Consider the following 21,995-nt stretch of genomic DNA (forward strand, 5'->3'; position numbering starts at 1 on the left):
GTGTGCAGGTCGCCTTCGACCTGCACGGAAAGTGGGCCTAGAACACCCAGCTTCACGACGTTCCCCCATAGATCGCAGAAAGCTACTGGTCTACCGAGCATCAACGCCTCAGGCTCTTCACGGGTTCCCCACAGAGAAACCCGATTTCCGCCCGATACAGAAAGCGCTGCCGGTACCGAAGTTCGTTGCAGAGACAACTAACAGGTTGCACAATCAACAAACTGGCCCGGGTGGGACGAGTGCCACCGAACGATTCAAGCCACTTTCAGCAGCGCATTGACGACGGTCAGGAATCCCGCGGGGGTCGTCACCTCGGAGAGGTCCTCCTCCGGGATCTCCACGTCGTACTCGCGCGAGACCCGGGCAGCGGTCTCCAGGAGCGCCAGCGAGTCGTACCCGAGGTCTGTGAATTCCAGGTCAACTGCGTTTTCCGCCCCCGTTACGGACTCCTCTTCCCCCGCACACTCGCGCAGGATGGCAAAAAGTCTCTCGCTCGTCAGTGCCGCCACGACAGTTCTTCCTCCCCTTGCGGTCGTTACCTCTCGTTCCTGCGGTGCCGGCCGCCTGCTTCGCTTACCGAGCTGATGTCGCATCACCTCGGTCGGCAACGGCCATGAAGTGCACCCTATGCAGATTCGGAAGGGGCAGACTCGAGAACCGATCGAGCGAGCTCGATCAGAAGGTGATCGCAGCCCCCTCACCTCGCAGCACGGTCAATACCGGAAGGACGATTGTTGTCCGCCGGGAGGTGTCCGGCCTACTGTCACAGAGAATGCCCAGACAAAGGAGGAGCCAGTGAAAGGAATTGTCCTGGCGGGCGGCTATGGAAGCCGTTTACACCCGATCACCCTGGCTGTTTCGAAGCAGTTGCTCCCCGTCAACGACAAGCCACTGATCTACTACCCCCTCTCGGCCCTGATGCTGGCCGACGTCCGGGACATCCTCATCATCGCCCTGCCCGGCGACATCCCCCAGTTGCGCAGGCTGCTGGGGGACGGCAGCCACCTGGGGATCTCCCTGACCTACGCCGAACAGCCCGTACCCAACGGACTGGCACAGGCCTTCCTCACCGGAGCCGAGCACATCGGCGACGACTCGGTCGCCCTCGTCCTCGGCGACAACATCTTTCACGGAAACGGTTTCTACGATCTTCTCGCGGCACACTCCCGGGACATCGACGGGTGTGTCCTCTTCGGATATCCGGTCACCGATCCCGAGCGCTACGGTGTGGGCGAGGTGGACGAATCAGGCCGGCTCCTCTCCCTGGAGGAGAAGCCGGAGAAACCCAGGTCGAACCTCGCCATCACCGGGCTTTACCTCTATGACAACGACGTCGTGGAGATCGCGCGCCGAATACGCCCGTCCGCCCGCGGCGAACTGGAAATCACCGACGTCAACCGGATCTACCTGGAACAGGATCGGGCCAAACTCGTCACGTTCGGCCGCGGATTCGCCTGGCTCGACGCCGGCACCCCGCAGTCGCTGCTCCAGGCCGGCCAGTACGTGCAGACCCTGGAGGACCGGCAGGGCGTACGGATCGCCTGCCTGGAGGAGGTCGCGCTGCGCATGGGCTTCATCGACGCCGACGCCTGCCACCGGCTCGGGGCGAAACTCTCACGCTCGGGGTACGGCGAGTACGTCATGGCCGTGGCGAACGAGATGAGCGCCTGACCCGGCGCGCGTTCGGCCGGGCCGGGGGCGGTCGCCTCCGGCCCGGCCGTCCTCGGGTCGCTCACCCCTGGTCGAGCAGGGTCAGCTGCTCGTCGTCGAGGGCGATGTCCGCCGCCGCCATGTTCGCCCGCAGGTGGGACAGAGAGGCGGTGCCCGGGATCGGCATCACGACCGGCGAGCGGTGCAGCAGCCAGGCGAGCGCCACCTGCGTCGTCGTCGCCCCGGCCTGCGCGGCGACCCGGGCGAGGGCGCTGTCCGGGGCCGGCCGGGCGGTGCCGGCGAGCGGCTTCCAGGCGATGAAGGCGATGCCTTCCCGCTCGCAGTGCGCCAACTCCTTCTCGTAGCGCCGGTCGTAGAGGTTGTACTTGTTCTGCACGCTCGCGATGCGGGCCACACCGCGGGCCTGCTCGATCTGCTCCACCGTCACCTCGGAGAGGCCGATGTGGCGGATCTTGCCCTCGTCCTGGAGCTGTTTGAGCGCTCCGACCTGGTCCTCCAGCGGCACCTGGGGGTCGACCCGGTGCAGCTGGAAGAGTTCGATCCGCTCCAGCCGCAGCCGGCGCAGGCTGAGTTCGGCCTGCTGCCGCAGGTAGTCGGGCCGGCCGAGCACCCGCCACTGGTGCGGGCTCGGCCGGACCTCGCCCGCCTTGGTGGAGACGACCAGGCCCGGCGGATAGGGGTGGAGGGCCGTGGCGAGCAGTTCCTCGTTGGCCCCGAGTCCGTAGACGTCGGCGGTGTCGATGAACGTCACGCCGAGTTCGACCGCGCACCGCGCCACCTCGGCGGCCTTGTCCGGCCGGGTCGGTGGGCCCCAGTGGTGGGGCCCGGTGAGCCGGAGCGCACCGAAGCCGAGCCGGCCCACGGTGAGGTCGCCTCCCAGGGTGATGTGTGTACCGACGGCTCGGCCGGGTCGCACGGTGACGGTTTCCTTTCAGCCGGGGATCAGGGGAGCCGGACGGAGAGCGGGTGGCGGAAGACGCCGCGCGGGTCCCACTTCGCCTTGACCTGCTGGAGGCGGCGGTATCCGTCCTTGTAGTAGAGGGTGTGCCAGGGCACACCGGAGGTGTTCCAGCGCGCGTCGGCCAGATCGGTGTCGGGATAGTTGATGTAGCAGCCGTCGTGCTCGTCGTTGGGCACGGGGACGCCGCCGGTGTCGCGGAAGACGTCCCGGTACAGTTCGCGGATCCAGGTCAGGTGCTGGTCGTCGAGGGCCGGATCCATCCACGTGGCCGAGAACCAGGCCTTGAGGATCGAGTCCCGCTGGGGCACGGCGGTGGCATCGGGCGCCACGGTGTTGACCTTCCCCCCGTAGGAGTAGAGGTCGACGGCGCCCCAGCCGTCGAACGCGGGGTCGGTCAGGTGCTTGTGGACGGTCGCGATGCGCTCGGGCGTCCAGCTTCGCCTGAGGTAGGCGCTCTTGGACTTGTGCCGGTCGTACCCGCCCGTGTCGAAGCGCGCGCCGAGGGTGGCCTGGAGCCAGAGGTCGTCCTGGTGCTCGATGGCCGGTTCGAGGCCGGTCCCCGCGTTGACGGCGGCGACGTAGCGCTCGATCAGTTCGGCGGCGTCGGCGCGGCCGCCGTCGAAGCGGGCCTCCAGTGACACGGAGCCGACCGCATGGGTGTTGAGGTGCAGGGTGCTGTAGAGGCTGCCGTACCGGGGATCGGCGTGGTGGGCCTCGTACCACCGGCTGAAGTTGGTGACGAGCCGGGTGAACCGGGCCAGGTCGAGGTCGGCCCAGGACCAGGTCACGAAGGTGGAGCGGAGCCGGGTGGGCGGCTTGGGCAGCAGGGCCGAGGGGTTGGCGCCCGGGGCCCCGGGCGTACGGAACAGATAGCGCGTGACGATGCCGAAGTTGCCGCCGCCGCCCCCGGTGTGCGCCCACCACAGGTCGTGGTTGGGGTCGTCCGGCTCCCGGGTCGCGGTGACGGTACGGGCCTTGCCCGCTGCGTCCACGACCACGACCTCGACGCCGTGGAGGTGGTCGACGACGGTGCCGTCACGCCGCGTCAGCGGCCCGTAGCCGCCGCCGGCGACATGCCCGCCCGCACCGACCTGGGGGCAGACTCCGGCGGGCAGCGTCACACCCCAGTCGTAGAACAGCGTGCGGTAGACCTCGCCCAGCGTGGCGGCGGGCTGCACCGCGAACGCCCGGTGCTCCTTGTCGAAGTAGACCGCGCGCATGGGCGAGGTGTCGATCAGCACGCGGACGTCGCGGTGATCGGCGAAGTTCTCGAAGCAGTGCCCGCCGCTGCGGACCGCGATCTGCTTGCCGGCCGCCACGGCGTCCGTGACGGCCTGCTCGATCTGCCGGGGCGTGTGCACCACGTGCACGAGGTCCGGCTTGCCGACGAAGCGGCTGTTGAATCCCCTGCTGACCAGTTCCGCGTACCGGGGATCGGCGGCGCCGACCGTGGTGGCGGGCGACTCCGGCACGCACACGGCGGCCTTGGCCTTGGCGGCCTCGGCCGGTGCCGCCGCGGCCCCCGCCGTGGCGACCGCGGCGGCACCGGCCCCCGTCGTTCTCAGAAATCCGCGACGACTGAATCCGCCCATGACACATCCCCAACCCTTCGATGAGAAACGAATGGGTGGAACGGCGCTGTGACGCGTCCCCCCTCACGGCACGGCCCCCTGCCGTCCGCGCGCGGGGCCCGGCGGAACCGGGCCCCCGACCGACGCGCACTCCCCCGAGCATCGCCGTCGCCGCCCCCTCACCGGAGGCGTGGGACACCCGTCACTCCTGTGCGGGCCCCTGAGGCTCCAGCACGACGACGGGGATCTTCCGGTCGGTCTTCTTCTGGTAGCTCTTGTACTGCGGAAAAATCACGGTCATCGCCTCCCACAGGCGCGCCCGTTCCCCCTCTTCCGCCTCCCTGGCGACCGCCTCGAACGTCTCCGCGGCCACCTGCACCCGCACCCGCGGCTCCGCCAGCAGGTTCAGGTACCAGTGGGGATGGTGGTCGGATCCGCCGTTGGACCCGACGATGACGTAGTTCCCCCCGTCCTCCCCGTAGATCAGCCCGGTTCGCCGCAGCGCCCCGGACTTGCGCCCCCGCGTGGTCAGCAGCAGCGTCGGCTTGCCGTACCAGATGTGCCCGCTGGCGCCCTCGCTGGCCACGTACCGACGCACATGCGTAGCCACCCAGCCGGTCGGGCTGTCGAGCACCTCGTCCTGTTCGTCCATGCACTCACTCCGTCCGTCGGAAGCCACACCGTACCACCGGGCACTTAAATTTGAGTATCGCCTCTGATCTCCCCAACGGGCTTGATCCCAGGAGGAGTTGGCGGAGGAACAGCTTCCGGCGGCACTGACGGACGCGCTTAGAGCATGCGCGACAAACCCGCCCACCGCAACGAGTTCCGGACACCGGCCACGGGCCCTCGATCGCTTCTCGAGCGCCTCTCGGACGGGGCTGTCGTCACGGGTGGGCCGCGGCCAGGCTCCGGGGGCGCATGTCCGTCCAGGTCCGCTCGATGTGGTCCAGGCAGGAGGCGCGACCGGCCGGACCGTGCACGATGCTCCACCCGGCGGGCAGAGCGAAGCCCTCCGGCCACAGCGAGTACTGGCCCTCGTCGTTGCGCAGCACGAGGAAGGTGCCGTCCTCGTCGTCGAAGGGGTTGCCCATGGGTCCTCCAGGGATGGTCGGGTCAGGTCATCGCGACGAGGACGCGGCGCTCGCCGGTGAAGGGCTCGCGGCCGTGTGCCATCCGCATGTTGCCGACGAGCATGATGTCGCCCTGCCTCCAGGGCAGTGCGAGTGAGGCACGGTCGTAGGCGGCGCGGATCGCTGCCAGGTCGGCGTCGGGGATGGGACTGCCGTCGCCCAGCAGGGCGTTGCGCGGCAGGCCCTCCTCGCCGTACGTCTCCAGGAGCACTTCGCGCAGGTCCGGCTCCAGGCTGGAGAGGTGGAACAGGTGCGCCTGGTTGAACCACACCTCGGCCCCCGTGCCGGGGTCGACGGCGGTGGCCGGGCGGTGGTGGCGGGTGTGCAGGACGTCGCCGTCCCAGGAGAACTCCTGGCCGTGCGTGCGGCAGTGGCGCTCGACGTCGGCGCGGTCCTCGGTCTGGAACGCCTCTTGCCAGCTCAGCCCCATGTCGGCGCGGAACGTGCGGGTGTAGACGACCCCCTTGGCGAACCGCTCCCTGACCTCGGCCGGGATCAGGTCGAGGACGGCGCGGCTGTCGGCGATCGGCGTGGCCCCGCCGCTGCCGGGCGCGGTGTGGCAGAAGAAGTGCACCGCGGACGGCCAGCTGACCGCGTACGAGCTCTCGTTGTGCATCGGGATGGGCTGGTCGGCGGGATACTCGGTCGAGGTGTAGATGTTCCCGGTGACCACGCTGCGCGGGGTGGACCGCTCGGTGTAGCGCAGCAGGTCGCCGCCGACGGACCGGACGACGTCGTGGAAGCCGGCGACGCCGTCGCCGTCGGTGGACAGGCCGTGCAGCAGAATCAGCCCGTCGGTGGCGAGGCGCGCGCGCAGGTGCGGGCCGTGGGACCGCACCCAGTCGGGGCCCGCGTCGCCGAGTGATTCCAGGTCGTACTCGGCGCCGGAGGTGAGCCCTTCGCCGCGGGGCCTGGGGGTGATCCCGCCGAGGGGGGTGAGCGTTACGGACCCGGTCACTTCGGTGCTCCTTCGGCGATGGGCGGGGCGGCGTCCGGCTGAGCCGCGAGGATGCGGCGCACCGTGCGTTCGCGCAGGACGGTGGTGAGTTCGAGGCGGATCCCGGCCCTGCGGGCACCGGCGACCAGCTTCAGCGCGGTGATGCTGCTGCCGCCGGACGCCAGGAAGTCGGCGTCGGCACCGATCTCGGGGACCCCCAGGGCCTGCGCCAGCAGCGCGCACAGCAGCGTCTCGGCCCGGCTGCGGTCGCCCGGCTCGTCGCCCTCGGCGGGGGGTTCGGGCAGCGCGGCCCGGTCGAGCTTTCCATTGGGGGTGAGCGGCAGTTCGGGCAGGGTGACGAACGCCACCGGCACCATGTACGGCGGCAGTGCCCCGGCCGCGTGTCGCGCCAGGGCGGCGGCGTCGGGCGCGGAGCCGGGGCCCGGGGTCACGTAGGCGACGAGCCGACGGGCATCCGTCGCGCCGACGGCGACGACCGCGCAGTCCCGCACGCCCGCGTGGCCGCGGAGCACGGCCTCGATCTCACCCGGCTCGATCCGGTACCCGGAGACCTTCAGCTGCCCGTCCGCGCGCCCGACGTACTCGAGGTCGCCGTCCTGGCGTTCGCGTACCAGGTCGCCCGTGCGGTACATCCGGGAGCCGTCGGCGGCGAACGAGTCCGGAACGAAGCGTTCGCCGGTCAGCTCCGCGCGCCCGAGGTAGCCGCGCGCCACCTGCCGTCCCGCGATGTGGAGTTCGCCCACGGCGCCCGCGGCGACCGGTTTGCCCTCCGCGTCGAGCACGTACAGGCGCGTGCCGGCGAACGCCCGCCCGATGGGGACGGGCCCCGGGTCCACGGCGTCGCCGGGGTGGACGACGTACGCGCAGCAGCCGACGGTCGCCTCGGTGGGCCCGTACTCGTTGACGACCGTGACGTCGGGGTGCGCGGTGCGCCAGTGCCCGAGCGCGGAGCCGGTGAGCGCCTCACCGCCGATCACGAGCTGCCCGGTGGGCAGGCAGGAGTCCGGGAGCAGGCCCAGCAGGGGCAGATGCGACGGGGTGACCTTGAGGAAGGTGGGGCGTGCCGTGGCGGGGGGCGGCGGCTGTTCGCCGGCGGCGATCGCCTTCAGGTCGAGGACGTGGATCGCGCCGCCGCTCACGAGCGGGCCCCACAGGCTGGTCACGGCCATGTCGAACGACACCGAGGAGTGCAGCACCGTCCGCCCGGCCAGCCCGTCGTAGCGGGCGCGGGCCTCCGCCAGGTAGGCGCCGAGCGCGCCCTGCTCGACGAGCACGCCCTTGGGCCTGCCGCTGGAGCCGGAGGTGTAGATGACGTAGGCCGGATCACCGGCCCGCACCGGGGCCGGGTCGAACGGACGGGCGGGCGCCGGCGCGTCGTCCGGGGTGAGGGTGCGCCCGTCGTCCGAGGGATGCTCGGCCAGCAGCAGCGCCGCGCCGCAGTCATCGAGGATGTGCCGGTTCCGCTCCGGCGGGTCGTCGTCGGCGAGCGGTACGTAGCCCGCCCCCGTCAGCACCACCGCGAGGAGTGCGGCGATCAGTTCGGGGCCGCGCGCCAGTCGTACGGCCACCAGCGTTCCCGGGCCCGCGCCGCGCGCGGCCAGCGTCCGTGCGATACGCCCGGCGCGCAGCTCCAGTTCGCGGTACGTCCAGACGCGGTCGCCGTGCACGACGGCGGCGGCGTCGGGCCGCCGCCCGGCCTGGTCGAGGAAGGCGTCCCGCAGGGCGAGGGGCATCATCGGCTCGCCTCCTGTTCGCGGAGGAGGGCGGCCAGCGCGGCGGCGACCTGCGGGGATTTCAGCAGATCGGCCCGGGCGACGTCGAAGCCGTGCTCGGTGTCGGTGAAGTCGGCGCCCCGGTGCTCCCGGGAGGTGAGCGAGGCGGCGGTGCGCCAGTGCGGGGCGGGCGGCACGTCGCGCGCCGCCGTCAGGTAGGCCAGGTAGGAGTGGAGTACGGTGACCAGCTCGGCGCCGAGCGAGGCGTCCACGCCGAGCCGTTCGCACAGCAGGTCGCAGCCTTTGCGGTACAGGGCGGCGTACTGCTCGGCGACCGGGACCAGCGCGTCGGGAGAGTGTGCCTGCTGGATCGCGGTCATCTCGGCCAGCAGACCGGCGCGCTCCTCGTCCGTGAGGACGTCCATGCCGTCGATGAGGCCGCGGAAGTCGCGGGTGAGCGTGGCGACGTCGGGTACGCCCGGGTTGAACAGCACGACCTGCGGCCGGTGGCCCTCCCGTTCGCCGAGTGTGTCGGCGAGGGCCGAGGCGAAGACGCTGCCCGCGCAGTAGCCGACGAGGGCACGCACCGGCCGTCCCGTGAGGTCGGTGCCGAGTCCCTCGGTCCACCGGCGCAGATGGCCGGCGCCGGTCGCGGCGGACCAGTCGCCGTCCGGGGTGGGCGGGACCGCGTGCCAGACCTCGACCGGGTCGGGGAGCAGCTCGCACAAGTGGCGGAAGGTGGCCTCCTGGCGGCCCGTTCCGTAGAAGTCGACGGCGAGTACGACGCCGGGTGTGTTCCCTGCGCGGATGCGCGACCAGTTCGCCGCGTTCTCGGGCACGATCGGTTCACTCCTCGGGTTCGGCTTCGACGGGTGCGGTGCGGTCGACGGGCGCGGCGGCGGCCGGCTCGCTGTTCGGGGCGTCGAGTGCCAGGGTCCGCCGGCGCAGGACGGTCATGACGGCGGTCGCGGCGGCCACGGCGAACGCGAGGGCGACGGTCCGGGCGGGGCCCTGGGAGTCGAGCAGCACACCGGCTGCGGCGCTGCCCGCGGCGAACCCGCCGTTGTTGGCCGTGGACACCCAGGTGTTGGCCTCGGTCGGGGCGGTCCGCGACGCCGTCACCAGTTCGTTGACCAGCAGGTAGGCCGTGGTGAACAGCGGGGCGAGACACAGTCCGACGAGGAAGGCGAACGCCCCGGCCGGTACGGGGCTCTCGGTCAGGCACAGCGGCAGCACCGTCAGGGTGAACCCGGTGACGAGCACCGCGAACCGCCGCACCGGTGTGGAGCGCCAGCCGATCCGCCCGTAGGTGAGTCCGCCCACCGCGCTGCCCGCCGACAGCAGGGCCAGCAGGACGCCGCCCGCGCCGGCTGAGCCCGCTTCGTCGGCGATGAAGGGCAGCACGACCTGCAGCACCCCGACGACCAGGCCGACCCCGCCGAAGGACAGCACGATCGTGCGCATGCCGGGCAGGGCCATCGGCCGGCCGCGTGGCCGGTCCGCGTCGGGTTCGTCCGAGGCGGGGGCAGCGGCGGTCGCGGCGGACAGCACGAAGCACACGGTGCCGGCCGCGATGAGCACCATGACCGTGATCATCGACGCGAGCGGCGCGGCGACCGCGATCAGACCGCCCGCCAGCAACGGGCCCACGGTGAACACCACTTCCTCGGTGACCGAGTCGAGGGCGTAGGCGGTGTGCAGCAGGGGCTGGCGGGCGTGCAGGATCTTCGCCCACAGGACGCGCATGGTCGGCCCGAGCGGCGGCGCGAACACGCCCGCGACCGCGGCGGCGACGAGCAGCGCCGCCGTGGGCGCCCCCGCTTCGGCCAGGGTGATCAGCGCGGCGAGCCCCAGCAGGTAGGGGACGGTCAGCCAGATCAGTCCGGTCCGTGAGCCCTTGCGGTCGATCAGCCGGGCGCGGGCGGGCGCGAACAGGGTGAGGGTGGCCGACAGCGCGCCGGAGGTCAGTCCGGCGACGGCGAAGGACCCTGTCGCGTCGCGGACCGACAGCAGCAGCGACAGCGGCAGCACGGCGAAGGACATGCGTGCCAGGCAGCTGCCGAGGAACGGCGAGCGGGCCTCGCGCACGGCCAGTACCGCGAGGTAGGCGGGTCTGGCGTCGACGTGCGTGGTCATGCCACCACCTCGGCGAGGTCCGCGGCGACGCGCGCGAGGAGGGCCGTGCGGTCGGTCTCCACGAAGTAGTGCCCGCCGGGCAGGACGACGACCTCGCAGTCCCGCGCGGTGCACGCGCGCCAGTCCAGGGTGGTCCGCCAGTCGGTCCCGTCGTCGCCGGCGCCGATGTAGACCTTCAGCGGCAGGTCGAGCGCGCGGGGCCGGGGGCGGTGGTAGCGGTCACCGGCGGCGATGTCGGCGACCAGGGCGGGCAGCACCGCTTCCATGAGTTCCTCGTCCAGCAGGGCGTCGTCCCAGGGCCGTTCGTCCCGGAGGGTGGCGGCCAGCTCCTGTTCGGTCGCGGGACCCGAGCCGTCCGGTGGGACGTGCGGGGGACGGCAGGCCGCGGCGATGAGCAGGCTCGGGGCGCGGTCCCGCGCCGCGAGCCGCGCCGCCAGTTCGTACCCCAGCAGGGCGCCCATGCTGTGCCCGAGGACGACCGTGGGCAGGTCGCTGGGCGGAAGGGCCGCGCACAGCTGCTCGGCGGTCTCCTCCAGGGTGGCCAGGGGCGGTTCGGCGAACCGGTCGCCGCGGCCCGGCAGATGCGCGGTGAGCAGCTCCACTCCGGAGGGCAGCGCGGCGGGCCAGTCCTTGAAGACGGCCGCGGTGCCGCCCGCGTACGGCAGCGCGCAGAGCCGTACCCGGGGTGGGCCGTCGCAGCCGCCGCTGTACCAGGGGTTGAGGCGGATGAGCGGGAAGTCCATGGCGGTCGTCCCTCACACCAGCAGCGAGGTGGCCGACTGCCGGGCGGACCGGGAGCGGCGCAGATCGCGGGTGATGTTGACCCGCTTGAGCCAGCGGTCGCGGCCGTCGTAGGCGGCGGCGAAGGGCTTGCGGCCGTGTACGGCCTGGTAGTTGTCGACGAACAGCATCGAGCCCGCCTCCAGGGCGACGTGCTGCAGCGCGTCCTCGATGAGCGCGGCGATGGCGTCGTACGCCCGCCGGGCGGCCGCGTCCCCGGGGGCCGGGCTCATGTAGGCCGGGTCGATCCGCAGGTACGGGTCGTCGGGGTCGCCGAACAGGACGGCGACGCGCTCCGGGGCGTCGTCCATCTCGGCGATCGCCGAGAACCGTTCGGGGGACTGCGCGCCCGCCGCGTTCTGCTCGGGCGTGTGCGATGTATCGGGGCGGATCAGGTAGCGCGGTTCGAGGAGCGTGGCCCGGTCCTCGGGGGCGAGCCGGGACAGGTCGGGCCAGCCCAGGGTGGTGACGGCGCGCTGGTGGTTGCGCAGGCACAGCAGGCCCACGTAGTCGCAGCGGAGCGGGTGGAACGCGTCCTCGGTGTGCCACAGCAGTTCGGCCTTGCTGCTGGAGCCCATCTGCTCGGTCTCCTCGCCGGGGATGGGCAGCACGTCGTGGACGAGCCGGCCGTTCTGCTGGGTGGCCCAGCCGAAGGCCTCGCCGAGCAGGGCCGCGTGCAGCAGGAGCAGCAGTTCCTGGTTGCGGGTCCGCTCGGGAGCCGGGGTGGGGCGGGTCACGGGAGTCGGTCCGATCCGGTCGTCGTCGATGCGGAAGCCCGTGACGACGAGGGCGCGCGGGCTGTCGTAGAGCCGCATCCCGGTCAGTTCGGTGCGGATGCGCAGCGGCAGTTCCTGTGCGGCGAGCCGGGTGCGGTGCAGCAGCGCCACGGTGGAGTCGACAGGTACGTCGGGCAGGGTGTGCAACAGGGCGTCGACCTCGGTGTTCTCCTCGTCGGTGAGCGCGAGGGTGCGCAGCTGAAGGTCAGTCATGGTTCTCCTCATCGAGGGCTGCCGCCAGCGCGGTGACGGTCTGCTCGCTCAGCAACTGCCGGACGGTCAGCCGGACTCCGGCCCGACGGCACCGGGCGACGGCCCGGATGGCGAGGAGGGAGTCCCCGCCCAGGGCGAAGAAGTTGTCGTGCACGCCGACCTCGGCCAGGCCGAGCACCTGCGCCCACGCGTCGGCCAGGGTCCGTTCGAGGCCGGTACGGGGCGCGGTGGCGGCGCTGTCGCTCTGCCGGGCGGTGCGGCCTGCGGTGACGAGCCCGCCGAGTGCTCCCCGGTCGAGCTTGCCGGTGCCGGTGCGGGGCAGCGCGTCCACCTCGACGATCCGCGCGGGCAGCAGTTGGGCGGGCAGTCGTTCGGCGAGCCAGGCACGCAGCCCGTCGGCGGCCGGGCTCTCTTCGGTCGTACGCCGATGCCGGGTCGGCGCGTTCGTCAGCCGGGCCGACGGTTCGGGCGCGGGGTGGGGGACGAGCAGCGGGCGGTCGTCGTGGAGGCCCTGCCGGACCAGCAGGACGTCCATCGCGCCGTGCGGATCCGCGGCGGCCCAGCTGACGCTCACCCGGTAGGGGGTGGAGTTCTCCAACGTCCACAGGTCCTCGGGGTCGACGGCCGTCGTAGGTACGGGCACGTCGAGCAGCTCGTTGTCGCGGGTCAGGCGGTCGTTGGCGACGCCGCGCACGAGCAGGGCGTCCGGGCCCCTGTGGTCGAGGAGGGCGGACAGCGACGCCAGGTCGTGGACGTGTTCGCCCCAGGTGACCGCCTCCGGCTCGGGAGCGGCCGGGCGGTCACCCACGTGCAGCACCACGTCGTAGCGGTACAGGCTCATCTCGTTGCGGTGCCGTCCCCGGCGGGGCAGGATCTCGACTCCGGTGACGCGGGGCGAGCGGGCGGCGAGCGCGGTGAAGTACTCGGGGGAGATCAGCAACTCGCTGTCCAGCGCGGCGAGTTCCCCGGCGGCGCGGGCCACGTCCTGCGCCGATGCGCCGGGATCGGCGTGCGCGAGGGCCTGGCGGGCGTAGAACTGCGGGGCGAGGGCGAGGTTGCGGACGTCTCCTACGAAGACGCGCCCCTGGTCGGCCGTGGCGTCGAGGGCGCGGTCCAGGACGGCGTCGAGGTAGTCACGGTCGGGGAAGTACTGGACGACCGAGTTGATGACGACGAGGTCGGTGGACGCGGCGTCGACGCCGGTGAAGTCGGTCGCCTCACGGTGGTGCAGCCGGGCATGGCGCGCGGGGCGCCGGCGCAGTCCTTCCCGGAGCCATTCCACGGCGGGCCGCGAGAAGTCGGTGCCGGTGTACTCGGCGACGTGCGGCAGCAGCCGCCACATGAGCAGCCCGGTGCCGCAGCCGATCTCCAGGACGCGCTTGGCCGGCCCGTCCAGGAGCCGGACGACGGTGGTGTCGACCCACTCCCGCATGTGCTCGGCGGGGATCGGCGCACCGGTGAGGCTGTCGTTCCAGCCCTTGATGTTGAAGGTGAGTTCGCCGTCGGCGGCGTCGACGTGGGTGGTCTCGAAGACGGCGTTCCAGTCCTCGACCTGGGCGCCCTGGTCACCGTCGGCCGAACCGCCGTGCTGCGCAAGGGAGTCGAGGGCGACGAGGGCGATCAGCCGGGCGGTGCCGTCGTCGTCGGCCACGGTGACGGCGGCTTCCTTGACGGCCGGGTGGTGGGTGAGGACGGCTTCGATCTCGCCCGGTTCGATGCGGAAGCCGCGCAGTTTGATCTGGTGGTCGGTGCGTCCGAGGTATTCCAGGGTGCCGTCGGGCCGCCAGCGGGCACGGTCGCCGGTGCGGTACAGGCGGCTGCCGGGGATGTCGCCGTAGGGGTCGGCGACGAAGCGCTGCGCGGTGAGGGCAGGGCGGTTGACGTAGCCCCGGGCCAGCCCGGGACCGCCGAGGTAGATCTCGCCGGCGACACCGATGGGCACCGGCCGCAGCCGCTCGTCGAGCAGGCGGACGCGGACGCCCGGCAGCGGCACGCCGATCACGGGAATGTCGACGGGGCCGGACAGATCGTGGCAGGTCGCGTCGACGGTCGCTTCCGTGGGGCCGTAGAGGTTGAAGGCGCGGGTGGCGGCGCCCTGTTCGCGCAGTGTCCGCCACAGCGTCGCGGACACCGCCTCGCCGCCCACCAGGAGCGTTCCCGGCACCCGGTCGCCCTCCAGCAGCCCGGCCTCGATCAGCATGGCCAGATGGGACGGGGTGACGTTGAGGACGTCGATCGCGGCCCGCCGCACCAGACCCACCAGCGCCTCCGGATCGCGGCGCACGTCGTCGGGCGCGATGTGCAGGGTGTGTCCGGCGACCAGCCACAGGAACTGTTCCAGTGACGGGTCGAAGGTCATCGCGGTGGTGTGCGCGACGTTCCGCCGGGGCCCGCCCTGTGCCATGTGCCGCACATGGCTCAGAAGGTGGTGCAGGGAGCGATGCTGGACGGTGACGCCCTTGGGGGCGCCGGTGGACCCTGAGGTGTAGATGATGTACGCGGCCTGGTCGGGGTGGAGGCGGGGCGTGGGCGCCGGGCCGCCGGCCGGGGCCTGTCGCGGGTCGAGATGGACGCGGCCGGGGTCGGCGGGCAGGTCGCGGGTGATGACGACGGGGGCCGCGACCTCGTCGAGGACATGCGCGATGCGGCCGGCGGGCCACTCCGGGTCCAGTGGCACGTAGACGCCGCCTGACCGCAGCACGGCCAGGAGGGCCACGACGCTGTCGGCGGAGCGCGGCAGGCACACCGCGACCGGCGTCTCGGCGACCACACCGCAGCGCAGCAACTGACCGGCCAGGGCGGAGACGTGGCTGTCGAGCTCGGCGAACGTGAGCGTCGTGTCCCCGTCTGCCAGCGCCGGCGCGTCCGGTGTCGCCCGCACCTGGGCGGCGAAGGCGTCCGGAACCGTCTCCGTATCCGGCTCCGTATCGGTATCGGTATCCGGCCCAGTCTCCGTATGCGTTCCAGGATCGGTTTCGGACGTGTGCTGCGGCCCGGACCCGGCCAGCAGGCGCAGACGTTCGGCATGGTCGCTCAGCGGCAGGTCGCCCACCCGCAGGCCGGGGTCGTCCGCCGCCGCGCCGAGCAGGGTCAGGTAATGGCGGACCAGCACGTTCATGCGGGGCCGGTCGAACAGGTCGGGACAGTACGTCAGCACGCACCGCTTCCCGTCCCGGCCCGAAATGACGTCGAGGGACAGGTCGAATCGGCTGGTCACGCCGCCGAAGCCGAGCGAGACGCAGTCCGTGCCGTGCAGGACCAGCTTCTCGTCGGGAGCGTCGAGGAGCTGGAAGGTGACCTGCACGAGTGGGTTGTGGCCGAGGTCGCGCTCGGGCGCGAGCGTCTCGACCAGCGTCTCGAAGGGCAGGTCCTGATGGGCGAAGGCGCCCAGCGCGGCCTCGCGGACCCGGTCGAGCAGCTCGCGGAACGACAGCTCCGACGGACAGCGGACCCGCACGGGAAGGGTGTTGACGAAGAAGCCGACCAGGGGTTCGGTCTCGGCGCGGGTGCGGTTCGCCGCCGGCACACCCACGACCACGTCGTCCTGGCCGCTGTAACGCGCGAGGAGTACCTGGAAGGCGCCGAACAGCGTCATGAACAGGGTGACACCCTGCTCCCGGCCGAGTGCTTCCAGCCGCGTGACCAGCGGTGCGGGCAGCGAAAACTCGACGGTTTCGCCCCGGTGGGACTGGACGGTGGGGCGTGGATGGTCCGCAGGCAGCCGCAGCACCGAGGGCGCGCCGTCCAGGGCCCGCTTCCAGTAGGCGAGTTGCTCCTGCTGCACCGGGCCGGTCATCCAGGCTCGCTGCCAGACGGCGAAGTCGGCGTACTGGATGTCCAGTCGAGGGAGCGCGGCGGGCGTGCCGGTGACGCATTCCCGGTACAGGCGGCCGAGTTCGTCCACCAGGACCTCGACCGACCAGCCGTCGGAGACGATGTGGTGCATGGTCACGACCAGCACGTGCTCGTCGTCCGCCGGCCCGGCCACGGCCACACGCATCAACGCGCCGTCCGCCAGCCGGAACGGGATGCGCGCCTGAGCCGCCACCAGATCCCGCACGCCCTCCTCGGTCCGCTCGGCCGGCTCGATCCGCACGACCTGCGCCGCGCGCCGCGCGACCGGCGCGTCAGGGGGCGAGACGACCTGGTAGGGCACGCCGTCCCGTTCGACGAACGCCGTCCGCAGCGTCTCGTGTCGCTCGACCAGCTTCCGCAGGGCCCGCTGCAGCGCGTCCAGGTCGAGGGGGCCGCGGACCCGGTAGGCGTCGCACATGGTGTAGAAGTCGCTGCCGGGCGTCAACTGGTCGAGGTACCAGAGGCGTTGCTGCGCGAACGACAGCGGCAGCGGCCCGCTCCGGTCCACCGGCTCGAGGGCCGGAGCCCCCTGGCCGAGGCCCTTGCCCTGTTCGGCACGGACGCGGGCAGCCAGTTCCTCGACCGTCGCGGCGTCGAACAGCACCCGCAGCGGCACCTCGACGCCGAGCAGCTTGCGGATCCGGGCCATCACCTGGATCACCAGCAGCGAGTGCCCGCCCAACTCGAAGAAGTCGTCGTGCACACCGACCCGGTCGACGCCGAGCACGGCGCACCAGACCTGCGCCACGGCCTCCTCCACCGCGTCACGCGGCGCCACGAAGCGCACGTCCAGCTCCGGCCTGCCCGACTCGGGCACCGGCAGGCGCCCGCGGTCCAGCTTCCCGTTCGACGTCAGTGGCAGCGCGTCCAGGACCACCACCGCCGACGGCACCATGTACGCGGGCAGCCGGCCCCGCGCGAACCGGCGGATGTCGACGGGGCCGGCCTCGTCGGCACCCGCGGGTGTGACGTACGCGATCAGCCGCGCGTGCTCGTCGTCGACGACGGCGGCTTCCTTGACGGCCGGGTGGTGGGTGAGGACGGCTTCGATCTCGCCCGGTTCGATGCGGAAGCCGCGCAGTTTGATCTGGTGGTCGGTGCGTCCGAGGTATTCCAGGGTGCCGTCGGGCCGCCAGCGGGCACGGTCGCCGGTGCGGTACAGGCGGCTGCCGGGGATGTCACCGTACGGGTCGGCGACGAAGCGCTGCGCGGTGAGAGCAGGGCGGTTGACGTAGCCCCGGGCCAGCCCGGGACCGCCGAGGTAGATCTCGCCGGCAACACCGACGGGCACCGGCCGCAGCCGCTCGTCGAGGAGACGGACGCGGACTCCCGGCAGCGGCACGCCGATCACGGGAATGTCGACAGGGCCGGACAGATCGTGGCAGGTCGCGTCGACGGTCGCTTCCGTAGGCCCGTACAGGTTGAAACAGCGCGTACGCCGCTGGCCGCGCAGTGCCTGCCACAGCGACGGCGAGACCGCCTCACCGCCCACCATGACCATGGACGGCGCCCACGCTCCCTCCAGCAGCCCGGCGTCCGTGAGGAGTTCGAGCTGCGACGACGTCGTGTCGATGACGTCGATCCGGTGCTCCTCGACGAACCGGACCAGGGCCGAGGGGTCGCGGCGCACGTCCTCCGGCACGATGAACAGCTCGTGACCGGCCAGCATCCAGCTCAGCTGCTCCATGGACGCGTCGAACGTGAAGGGCGCGGTGAGCGTCACGCGCAGCTTCCTGTCCCCGGGCGGCACGCTCTCGTCCCCGGCGAGGTGGGGGTCGTGGCCGAGGAAGGTCGCCTGCAGGCTGCTGGTGAGGTGGTTCAGGGAACGGTGCTGGACGGCGACGCCCTTCGGCGCGCCCGTCGAACCGGACGTGTAGATGACGTAGGCGGCCTGGTCGGGGCGGATGTGCGGCGCGGTCACCGAACCGTCGGCCGGGCGCTGCCGCGGGTCGAGGTGGACGCGGCCGGGGCCCGCGGGCAGGTCGCGGGTAATGACGACGGGGGCCGCGGTGTCGTCCAGGACGTAGGCCGTGCGGTCGGCGGGCCACTCCGGGTCCAGGGGGACGTAGACGCCGCCCGCCCGCATCACGGCCAGCAGGGCGACGACGCTGTCGGTGGAGCGCGGCAGGCACACCGCGACCGGCGTCTCGGGGGTGATCCCGGACCCGAGCAACGCCTGTGTCAGCGCAGCCACTCGAGCATCCAGCTCGGCGAACGTGAGCGTCTCCCCGCCGCACGTCACCGCCCGCGCGTCCGGCGCCGCCCGCACCACCTCCGCGAACCGCTGCGGGACGCCGCCCGGTCCGCGCACCACCTCCGCAGACCGCTCCGGGACGCCGCCGCCCGGCCCGGTCGGCTCCGCGCCCCGTTGCCCGAACGCGTCAAGGATCAGACGCCGTTCGGCCTCGTCGGACAGCGGCAGATCGCCGATCCGGCGACCCGGGTCCGCGGCAGCGGCGTCGAGCAGCGTCAGATACTGGGCGGCCAGCACGTCCATGCGGGGCCGGTCGAACAGATCGGGGCAGTAGTTCAGGATCCCCCGGTACGACCCGTCGTCGGCCCGCTTGATGTCCAAGGACAGGTCGAACTGCGAGACGGCCTCCCCGACGGGGTACCGCTCCACCTCCGCCCCGGGCAGGACCGGCCGCGCCGCCGGCGTGCTCAGGAGCTGGAAGGTGATCTGGACGAGGGGGTTGTGGCCGAGGTCGCGCTCCGGTGCGAGTGCCTCGACCAGGGCCTCGAAGGGCAGGTCCTGATGGGCGAAGGCGCCGAGTGCGGCCTCACGCACCCGCTCCAGGAGGTCCCGGAAGGACAGGTCGGGGGCGCAGGTCACGCGCAGGGGAAGCGTGTTGACGAAGAAGCCGACCAGGGGTTCCGTCTCGGTGCGGGTCCGCCCGGCCGTCGGCACGCCGACCACGATGTCCTCGTGCCCGGCATGACGCGCGAGCAGTACCTGGAAGGCGCCGAGCAGTGTCATGAACAGGGTGACGCTCTGCTCCCGGCCCAGCTCCTCCAGAGCGGTGACCACCGCATCGGGCAGGGTGAACTCGACCGTCTCGCCCCGCTCGGACTGGACGGCGGGTCGCGGATGGTCGGTGGGCAGCCGCAGCACCGAGGGCGCCCCGTCCAAGGCCCGTTTCCAGTAGGCGAGTTGCCGCTCCTGCACCGGGCCGGTCATCCAGTCCCGCTGCCGGACGGCGAAGTCGGCGTACTGCACGTCCAGCGGGGACAGTCCGGCCGCGTCGCCGGTGACGCACTCCCGGTACAGCCGGCCCAGTTCGTCCACCAGCACACCCACGGACCAGGCGTCGGAGACGATGTGGTGCGTGGTCACCACCAGCACATGCTCGTCGTCGGCCAGCCGGGCCGCCACCACACGCATCAGCGCGCCGTCCGCCAGCCGGAAGGGGGTCTGCGCCTCCGCCGCCACCAGCCTGCGCGCCGACTCCTCCCGCTCGGCGGGCTCCAGTGGTGTCAGGTCGACCCGGGTGAGGGCGGCCGCACGCCGTGCGCCCGGACCGTCAGCGGCATCAATGACCTGGTACGGCACACCGTCCCGCTCGACGAACGCCGTCCGCAGCGTCTCATGCCGGGCGACCAGCATCCGCAGCGCCCGCCGCAGCGCGTCCACGTCGAGGCGGCCCCGTACGCGGAAGGCGTCACACATCGTGTAGAACGCGCTGTCAGGCACCAGCTGGTCCAGGAACCACAGGCGTTGCTGTGCGAACGACAGCGGCAGCGGCCCGCCGCGCTCCACCGGCCGGAGCGCCGCCTCCTCACGGCCGCCCTGGCCGCCGGCGCGTTCGGCCCGCACCCAGGTGGCCAGCTCCTCGACCGTCGGCGCGTCGAACAGGGCCCGCAGTGGCAGTTCGACACCGAGCAGCTTCCGCAGGCGCGCCACCACCTGGAGTGCCAGCAGCGACTTGCCGCCCAGGTCGAAGAAGCGGTCCCGCACGCCGACCCGGTCGACGCCGAGCACGGCGCACCAGACCTGCGCCACGGCCTCCTCCACCACATCACGTGGCGCCACGCGGGTGGCCGACCGATGGGGGACCTCATCGGCGTCGAGCACCAGACGATTGCCCGACAGGAGCGGCGCGATCAGGCGGAGAACCCCCGCCCCCTCGGGAATCCCGACGCCTGGATCGTCGATATGGCGCGCCAAATCGGCGTAGGAGACAACCGAATTCTCCAGCCTGCCGTCCGAGGATTCCACATAAAGCAGGTAGGCGATTCCGGGCACCCTCCGCACGCCGCGCTCCGGCGAGACGAGAGAAGATGTCGTCGACACGCCGTCCAGGAAACAGACAGGACAATCGCCGTTGAATTCCGGAGCGGCGGCACGGGTGGTGACAAGGACATCGGGGGCCGCATCGGCGAGGATCTCGCGCAGCCGTCCGGCCGGGGCTCCAGGGTCGATGGGCAGACAGGCGGCACCCAGTTTGAGCAGCGCGCACAAGGTGGCGACGAGGTCGGGATCGCGCGGCAGGACCACCGCCACCAGTGTCGAGGGCCCGGCGCCCGCGGCCGCCAGACGCGCGGCGATCTCCCCGGCCCGCCGATTCAGCTCCCCGTAGCCGGTCACGGCCCCCTGATACAGAATCGCACTCCGCTCCGGCGTGGCCATGGAATGCCGTTCGAAGCTGTCTGCCGCTGGATTTTTCCCGGCGGGTTCAGCGCCGTCATTCATCACGATGATCCCTCGCGCCGCCGGAAACAGGAAAATGCAAGGTGGGCATTGAAAGCATCTGATGCCATTCGTTGCCATGATCTCTATCGGCGCAATGCGAAAAGAAGGCGGTTTCCGGCCATTAGCAAATCTTGGAAAACCCGGCATGCGTCCACGATGTCCTCGTGGGACCCGTGACGGGCGGGCCGCACAGGGCCGGTACAGCGGCTGAATCTCACCCCTGCCGCACGCGGGGCTCCGCGCGGCGTCGTCCAGGATGTGATCCGGCACAGATCCGGCACGGGAACGACGAAGGGGCCGGGCTCGTGAGAGCCCGGCCCCTTCTGATCTGCATGTTCGCCGGATCAGCGACGTGGTCGTCCGTCAAGCCGCCTGCACCGGCGGAGGTCGGCCACGATGTCGGCTCGTCAGCCACGCACGGTGCGAGCAGTTCGTTCTCGCTCTATGTGCTCTCTGCCGTTGCGTCCCCCTCTGACCCAGCGTTCCCAAACACCTGACAGACTTCGGCGGCCGCCACCTTGACGGCCATGACATACCGGTCGCGCGGAGCGGGCGTCGTGGACGAGGGCTTCAGGAGCAGCACGGAGCCGAGGATGGCGTCACCCCAGATTACTGGCGCGGCGTAGGAGTCCCAGCCCCGCGCAAATTCCTGATAGCCGATGGCGTATCCTTTTTTCTGGATATCCGCAAGCGAGGCGAGTAGCTTATCGCGGTCGCGGTAAGCTCCCGGGCCGACGCCCTTGGGGAGTGGTTCGGACAGTACCTGCCGCCGCAGGGGCTCGGGCAGGTGGGCAAGGATCGACCGGCCCGACGCCCCGACGCGCAGGGAACGGGTGATTGTCACCATCTCGCGGTGCGTAAGGCCCAGCTCGGACAGGTCGGAATCCCCCACCGCCATCTCGACGCAGTGACGCTGGATATGCCCCAAGTAGCTCACCCCGTACAGGAAGGTGAGTCCGCTGTCGGTAGCCCTGCGCAACCGGTCCAGGCAGCCGATAAGTGAGTTGCTGTCCGTGACGTGCGCAAGCGCCTGGACGCCGATCTGAGCTGCTGGGGGGCCTAATCGGTAGCGGCCGCGCCCCACTTGCAAGAACGTCCCGTGGACGACGCCGGATCGAAGTATTCGATGGACTGCCGAATCGTCCAGCCCCGATGCTCGGGCCAGATCGGCCAGCCCCTGTGATTCACCTCCGAGCTGCGTGAATGCCTTCTGGACACGGAAAACGCGTTCCGCGTGACTCGTCCCTCCAGAGCGTGCGACAGCCTCACCTCTGCCCCTGCTGGACGCACTTCTGGTTGGTGTAGTTTGAGCCGATTTGGACATCTGGCGACCTCTCTCAGGAGTAATGATGTGAAACGTCATCGCTCGGGAGCATCGCGGAGGGTCGAGGGCAGACGCGGACACTCTGTACATTTACACAGGGAATCCTTGACCAGGCATCAGGTAACACTCGGTATAGCCCCTCCCCGTAGCCGCTCGGCGATCAAGGCGGCAAGGAAAATACACTCTTCCCTATTTGCAGTTGCGTGGGGCCGTAA

At 71.5% G+C, this 21,995-nt stretch carries 14 protein-coding genes and 1 pseudogene; 1 reads left to right on the forward strand and 14 read right to left on the reverse strand.

Annotated features, from left to right (window positions below; all coding sequences use genetic code 11):
- Positions 1 to 254: 254 nt before the first annotated feature.
- Complete coding sequence (locus tag ABZ386_RS35460; protein ID WP_351345243.1) at positions 255 to 509, reverse strand: acyl carrier protein; 255 nt, start codon at positions 507 to 509, stop codon at positions 255 to 257.
- Positions 510 to 795: 286 nt separating this feature from the next.
- Here ABZ386_RS35460 and rfbA point away from each other — a divergent pair, with 286 nt between their 5' ends.
- A complete protein-coding gene (rfbA, locus tag ABZ386_RS35465) occupies positions 796 to 1,671 on the forward strand; it encodes a glucose-1-phosphate thymidylyltransferase RfbA (protein WP_114255072.1) in 876 nt (291 codons plus the stop codon).
- A gap of 61 nt (positions 1,672 to 1,732) precedes the next feature.
- Here rfbA and ABZ386_RS35470 read toward each other — a convergent pair whose 3' ends face one another.
- The 13 genes and pseudogenes from ABZ386_RS35470 to ABZ386_RS35530 all read right to left on the reverse strand — a co-directional run.
- The gene (locus ABZ386_RS35470) at positions 1,733 to 2,587 is read right to left on the reverse strand and encodes an aldo/keto reductase (protein WP_351345246.1); all 855 of its coding nucleotides are present in this window, start codon (positions 2,585 to 2,587) and stop codon (positions 1,733 to 1,735) included.
- A gap of 26 nt (positions 2,588 to 2,613) precedes the next feature.
- On the reverse strand, positions 2,614 to 4,224 hold the full coding sequence (locus ABZ386_RS35475) for an FAD-binding protein (protein WP_356506370.1): 1,611 nt from the start codon (positions 4,222 to 4,224) through the stop codon (positions 2,614 to 2,616).
- A 181-nt stretch (positions 4,225 to 4,405) separates the two neighbouring features.
- A complete protein-coding gene (locus ABZ386_RS35480; protein WP_351345252.1) occupies positions 4,406 to 4,855 on the reverse strand; it encodes a nitroreductase family deazaflavin-dependent oxidoreductase in 450 nt (149 codons plus the stop codon).
- A gap of 235 nt (positions 4,856 to 5,090) precedes the next feature.
- On the reverse strand, positions 5,091 to 5,297 hold the full coding sequence (locus ABZ386_RS35485; protein WP_358967704.1) for an MbtH family protein: 207 nt from the start codon (positions 5,295 to 5,297) through the stop codon (positions 5,091 to 5,093).
- Positions 5,298 to 5,319: 22 nt separating this feature from the next.
- Positions 5,320 to 6,294: a TauD/TfdA family dioxygenase gene (locus tag ABZ386_RS35490; protein WP_351345258.1), complete on the reverse strand. Its 975-nt coding sequence runs from the start codon at positions 6,292 to 6,294 to the stop codon at positions 5,320 to 5,322.
- A complete protein-coding gene (locus ABZ386_RS35495; RefSeq protein WP_358967707.1) occupies positions 6,291 to 8,030 on the reverse strand; it encodes a non-ribosomal peptide synthetase in 1,740 nt (579 codons plus the stop codon). The genes ABZ386_RS35490 and ABZ386_RS35495 overlap by 4 nt, the downstream gene beginning before the upstream one ends.
- On the reverse strand, positions 8,027 to 8,845 hold the full coding sequence (locus ABZ386_RS35500; RefSeq protein WP_351345264.1) for a hypothetical protein: 819 nt from the start codon (positions 8,843 to 8,845) through the stop codon (positions 8,027 to 8,029). Before ABZ386_RS35500 ends, ABZ386_RS35495 begins: the two co-directional genes overlap by 4 nt.
- A gap of 7 nt (positions 8,846 to 8,852) precedes the next feature.
- A complete protein-coding gene (locus tag ABZ386_RS35505; protein WP_351345267.1) occupies positions 8,853 to 10,142 on the reverse strand; it encodes an MFS transporter in 1,290 nt (429 codons plus the stop codon).
- Positions 10,139 to 10,885 (reverse strand): alpha/beta fold hydrolase, encoded by a 747-nt coding sequence (locus ABZ386_RS35510; protein ID WP_358967710.1) that lies wholly within the window; start codon positions 10,883 to 10,885, stop codon positions 10,139 to 10,141. The genes ABZ386_RS35505 and ABZ386_RS35510 overlap by 4 nt, the downstream gene beginning before the upstream one ends.
- A gap of 12 nt (positions 10,886 to 10,897) precedes the next feature.
- On the reverse strand, positions 10,898 to 11,911 hold the full coding sequence (gene gntD, locus ABZ386_RS35515; RefSeq protein WP_356506374.1) for a guanitoxin biosynthesis L-enduracididine beta-hydroxylase GntD: 1,014 nt from the start codon (positions 11,909 to 11,911) through the stop codon (positions 10,898 to 10,900).
- Positions 11,904 to 20,603, reverse strand: a complete 8,700-nt coding sequence (locus ABZ386_RS35520) for an amino acid adenylation domain-containing protein (protein WP_358967713.1) — start codon at positions 20,601 to 20,603, stop codon at positions 11,904 to 11,906. Before ABZ386_RS35520 ends, gntD begins: the two co-directional genes overlap by 8 nt.
- A 295-nt stretch (positions 20,604 to 20,898) precedes the next feature.
- The gene (locus ABZ386_RS35525; protein WP_358967809.1) at positions 20,899 to 21,393 is read right to left on the reverse strand and encodes an IclR family transcriptional regulator C-terminal domain-containing protein; all 495 of its coding nucleotides are present in this window, start codon (positions 21,391 to 21,393) and stop codon (positions 20,899 to 20,901) included.
- 186 nt (positions 21,394 to 21,579) lie between these two features.
- A pseudogene (locus ABZ386_RS35530) lies at positions 21,580 to 21,870 on the reverse strand (hypothetical protein); the annotation flags it as partial.
- Between the last annotated feature and the right edge of the window lie 125 nt (positions 21,871 to 21,995).

The organism is Streptomyces sp. NPDC006140, assembly GCF_040628815.1.
GTDB lineage: Bacteria > Actinomycetota > Actinomycetes > Streptomycetales > Streptomycetaceae > Streptomyces.

Excerpts from the sequence above, each read along its gene's own strand:
- ABZ386_RS35475 (WP_356506370.1), bottom strand. The coding sequence starts at position 4,224 with ATGGGCGGATTCAGTCGTCGCGGATTTCTGAGAACGACGGGGGCCGGT.
- ABZ386_RS35480 (WP_351345252.1), bottom strand. The coding sequence starts at position 4,855 with ATGGACGAACAGGACGAGGTGCTCGACAGCCCGACCGGCTGGGTGGCT.
- ABZ386_RS35485 (WP_358967704.1), bottom strand. The coding sequence starts at position 5,297 with ATGGGCAACCCCTTCGACGACGAGGACGGCACCTTCCTCGTGCTGCGC.
- ABZ386_RS35495 (WP_358967707.1), bottom strand. The coding sequence starts at position 8,030 with ATGATGCCCCTCGCCCTGCGGGACGCCTTCCTCGACCAGGCCGGGCGG.
- ABZ386_RS35505 (WP_351345267.1), bottom strand. The coding sequence starts at position 10,142 with ATGACCACGCACGTCGACGCCAGACCCGCCTACCTCGCGGTACTGGCC.
- ABZ386_RS35510 (WP_358967710.1), bottom strand. The coding sequence starts at position 10,885 with ATGGACTTCCCGCTCATCCGCCTCAACCCCTGGTACAGCGGCGGCTGC.
- gntD (WP_356506374.1), bottom strand. The coding sequence starts at position 11,911 with ATGACTGACCTTCAGCTGCGCACCCTCGCGCTCACCGACGAGGAGAAC.
- ABZ386_RS35520 (WP_358967713.1), bottom strand. The coding sequence starts at position 20,603 with ATGCCGGGTTTTCCAAGATTTGCTAATGGCCGGAAACCGCCTTCTTTT.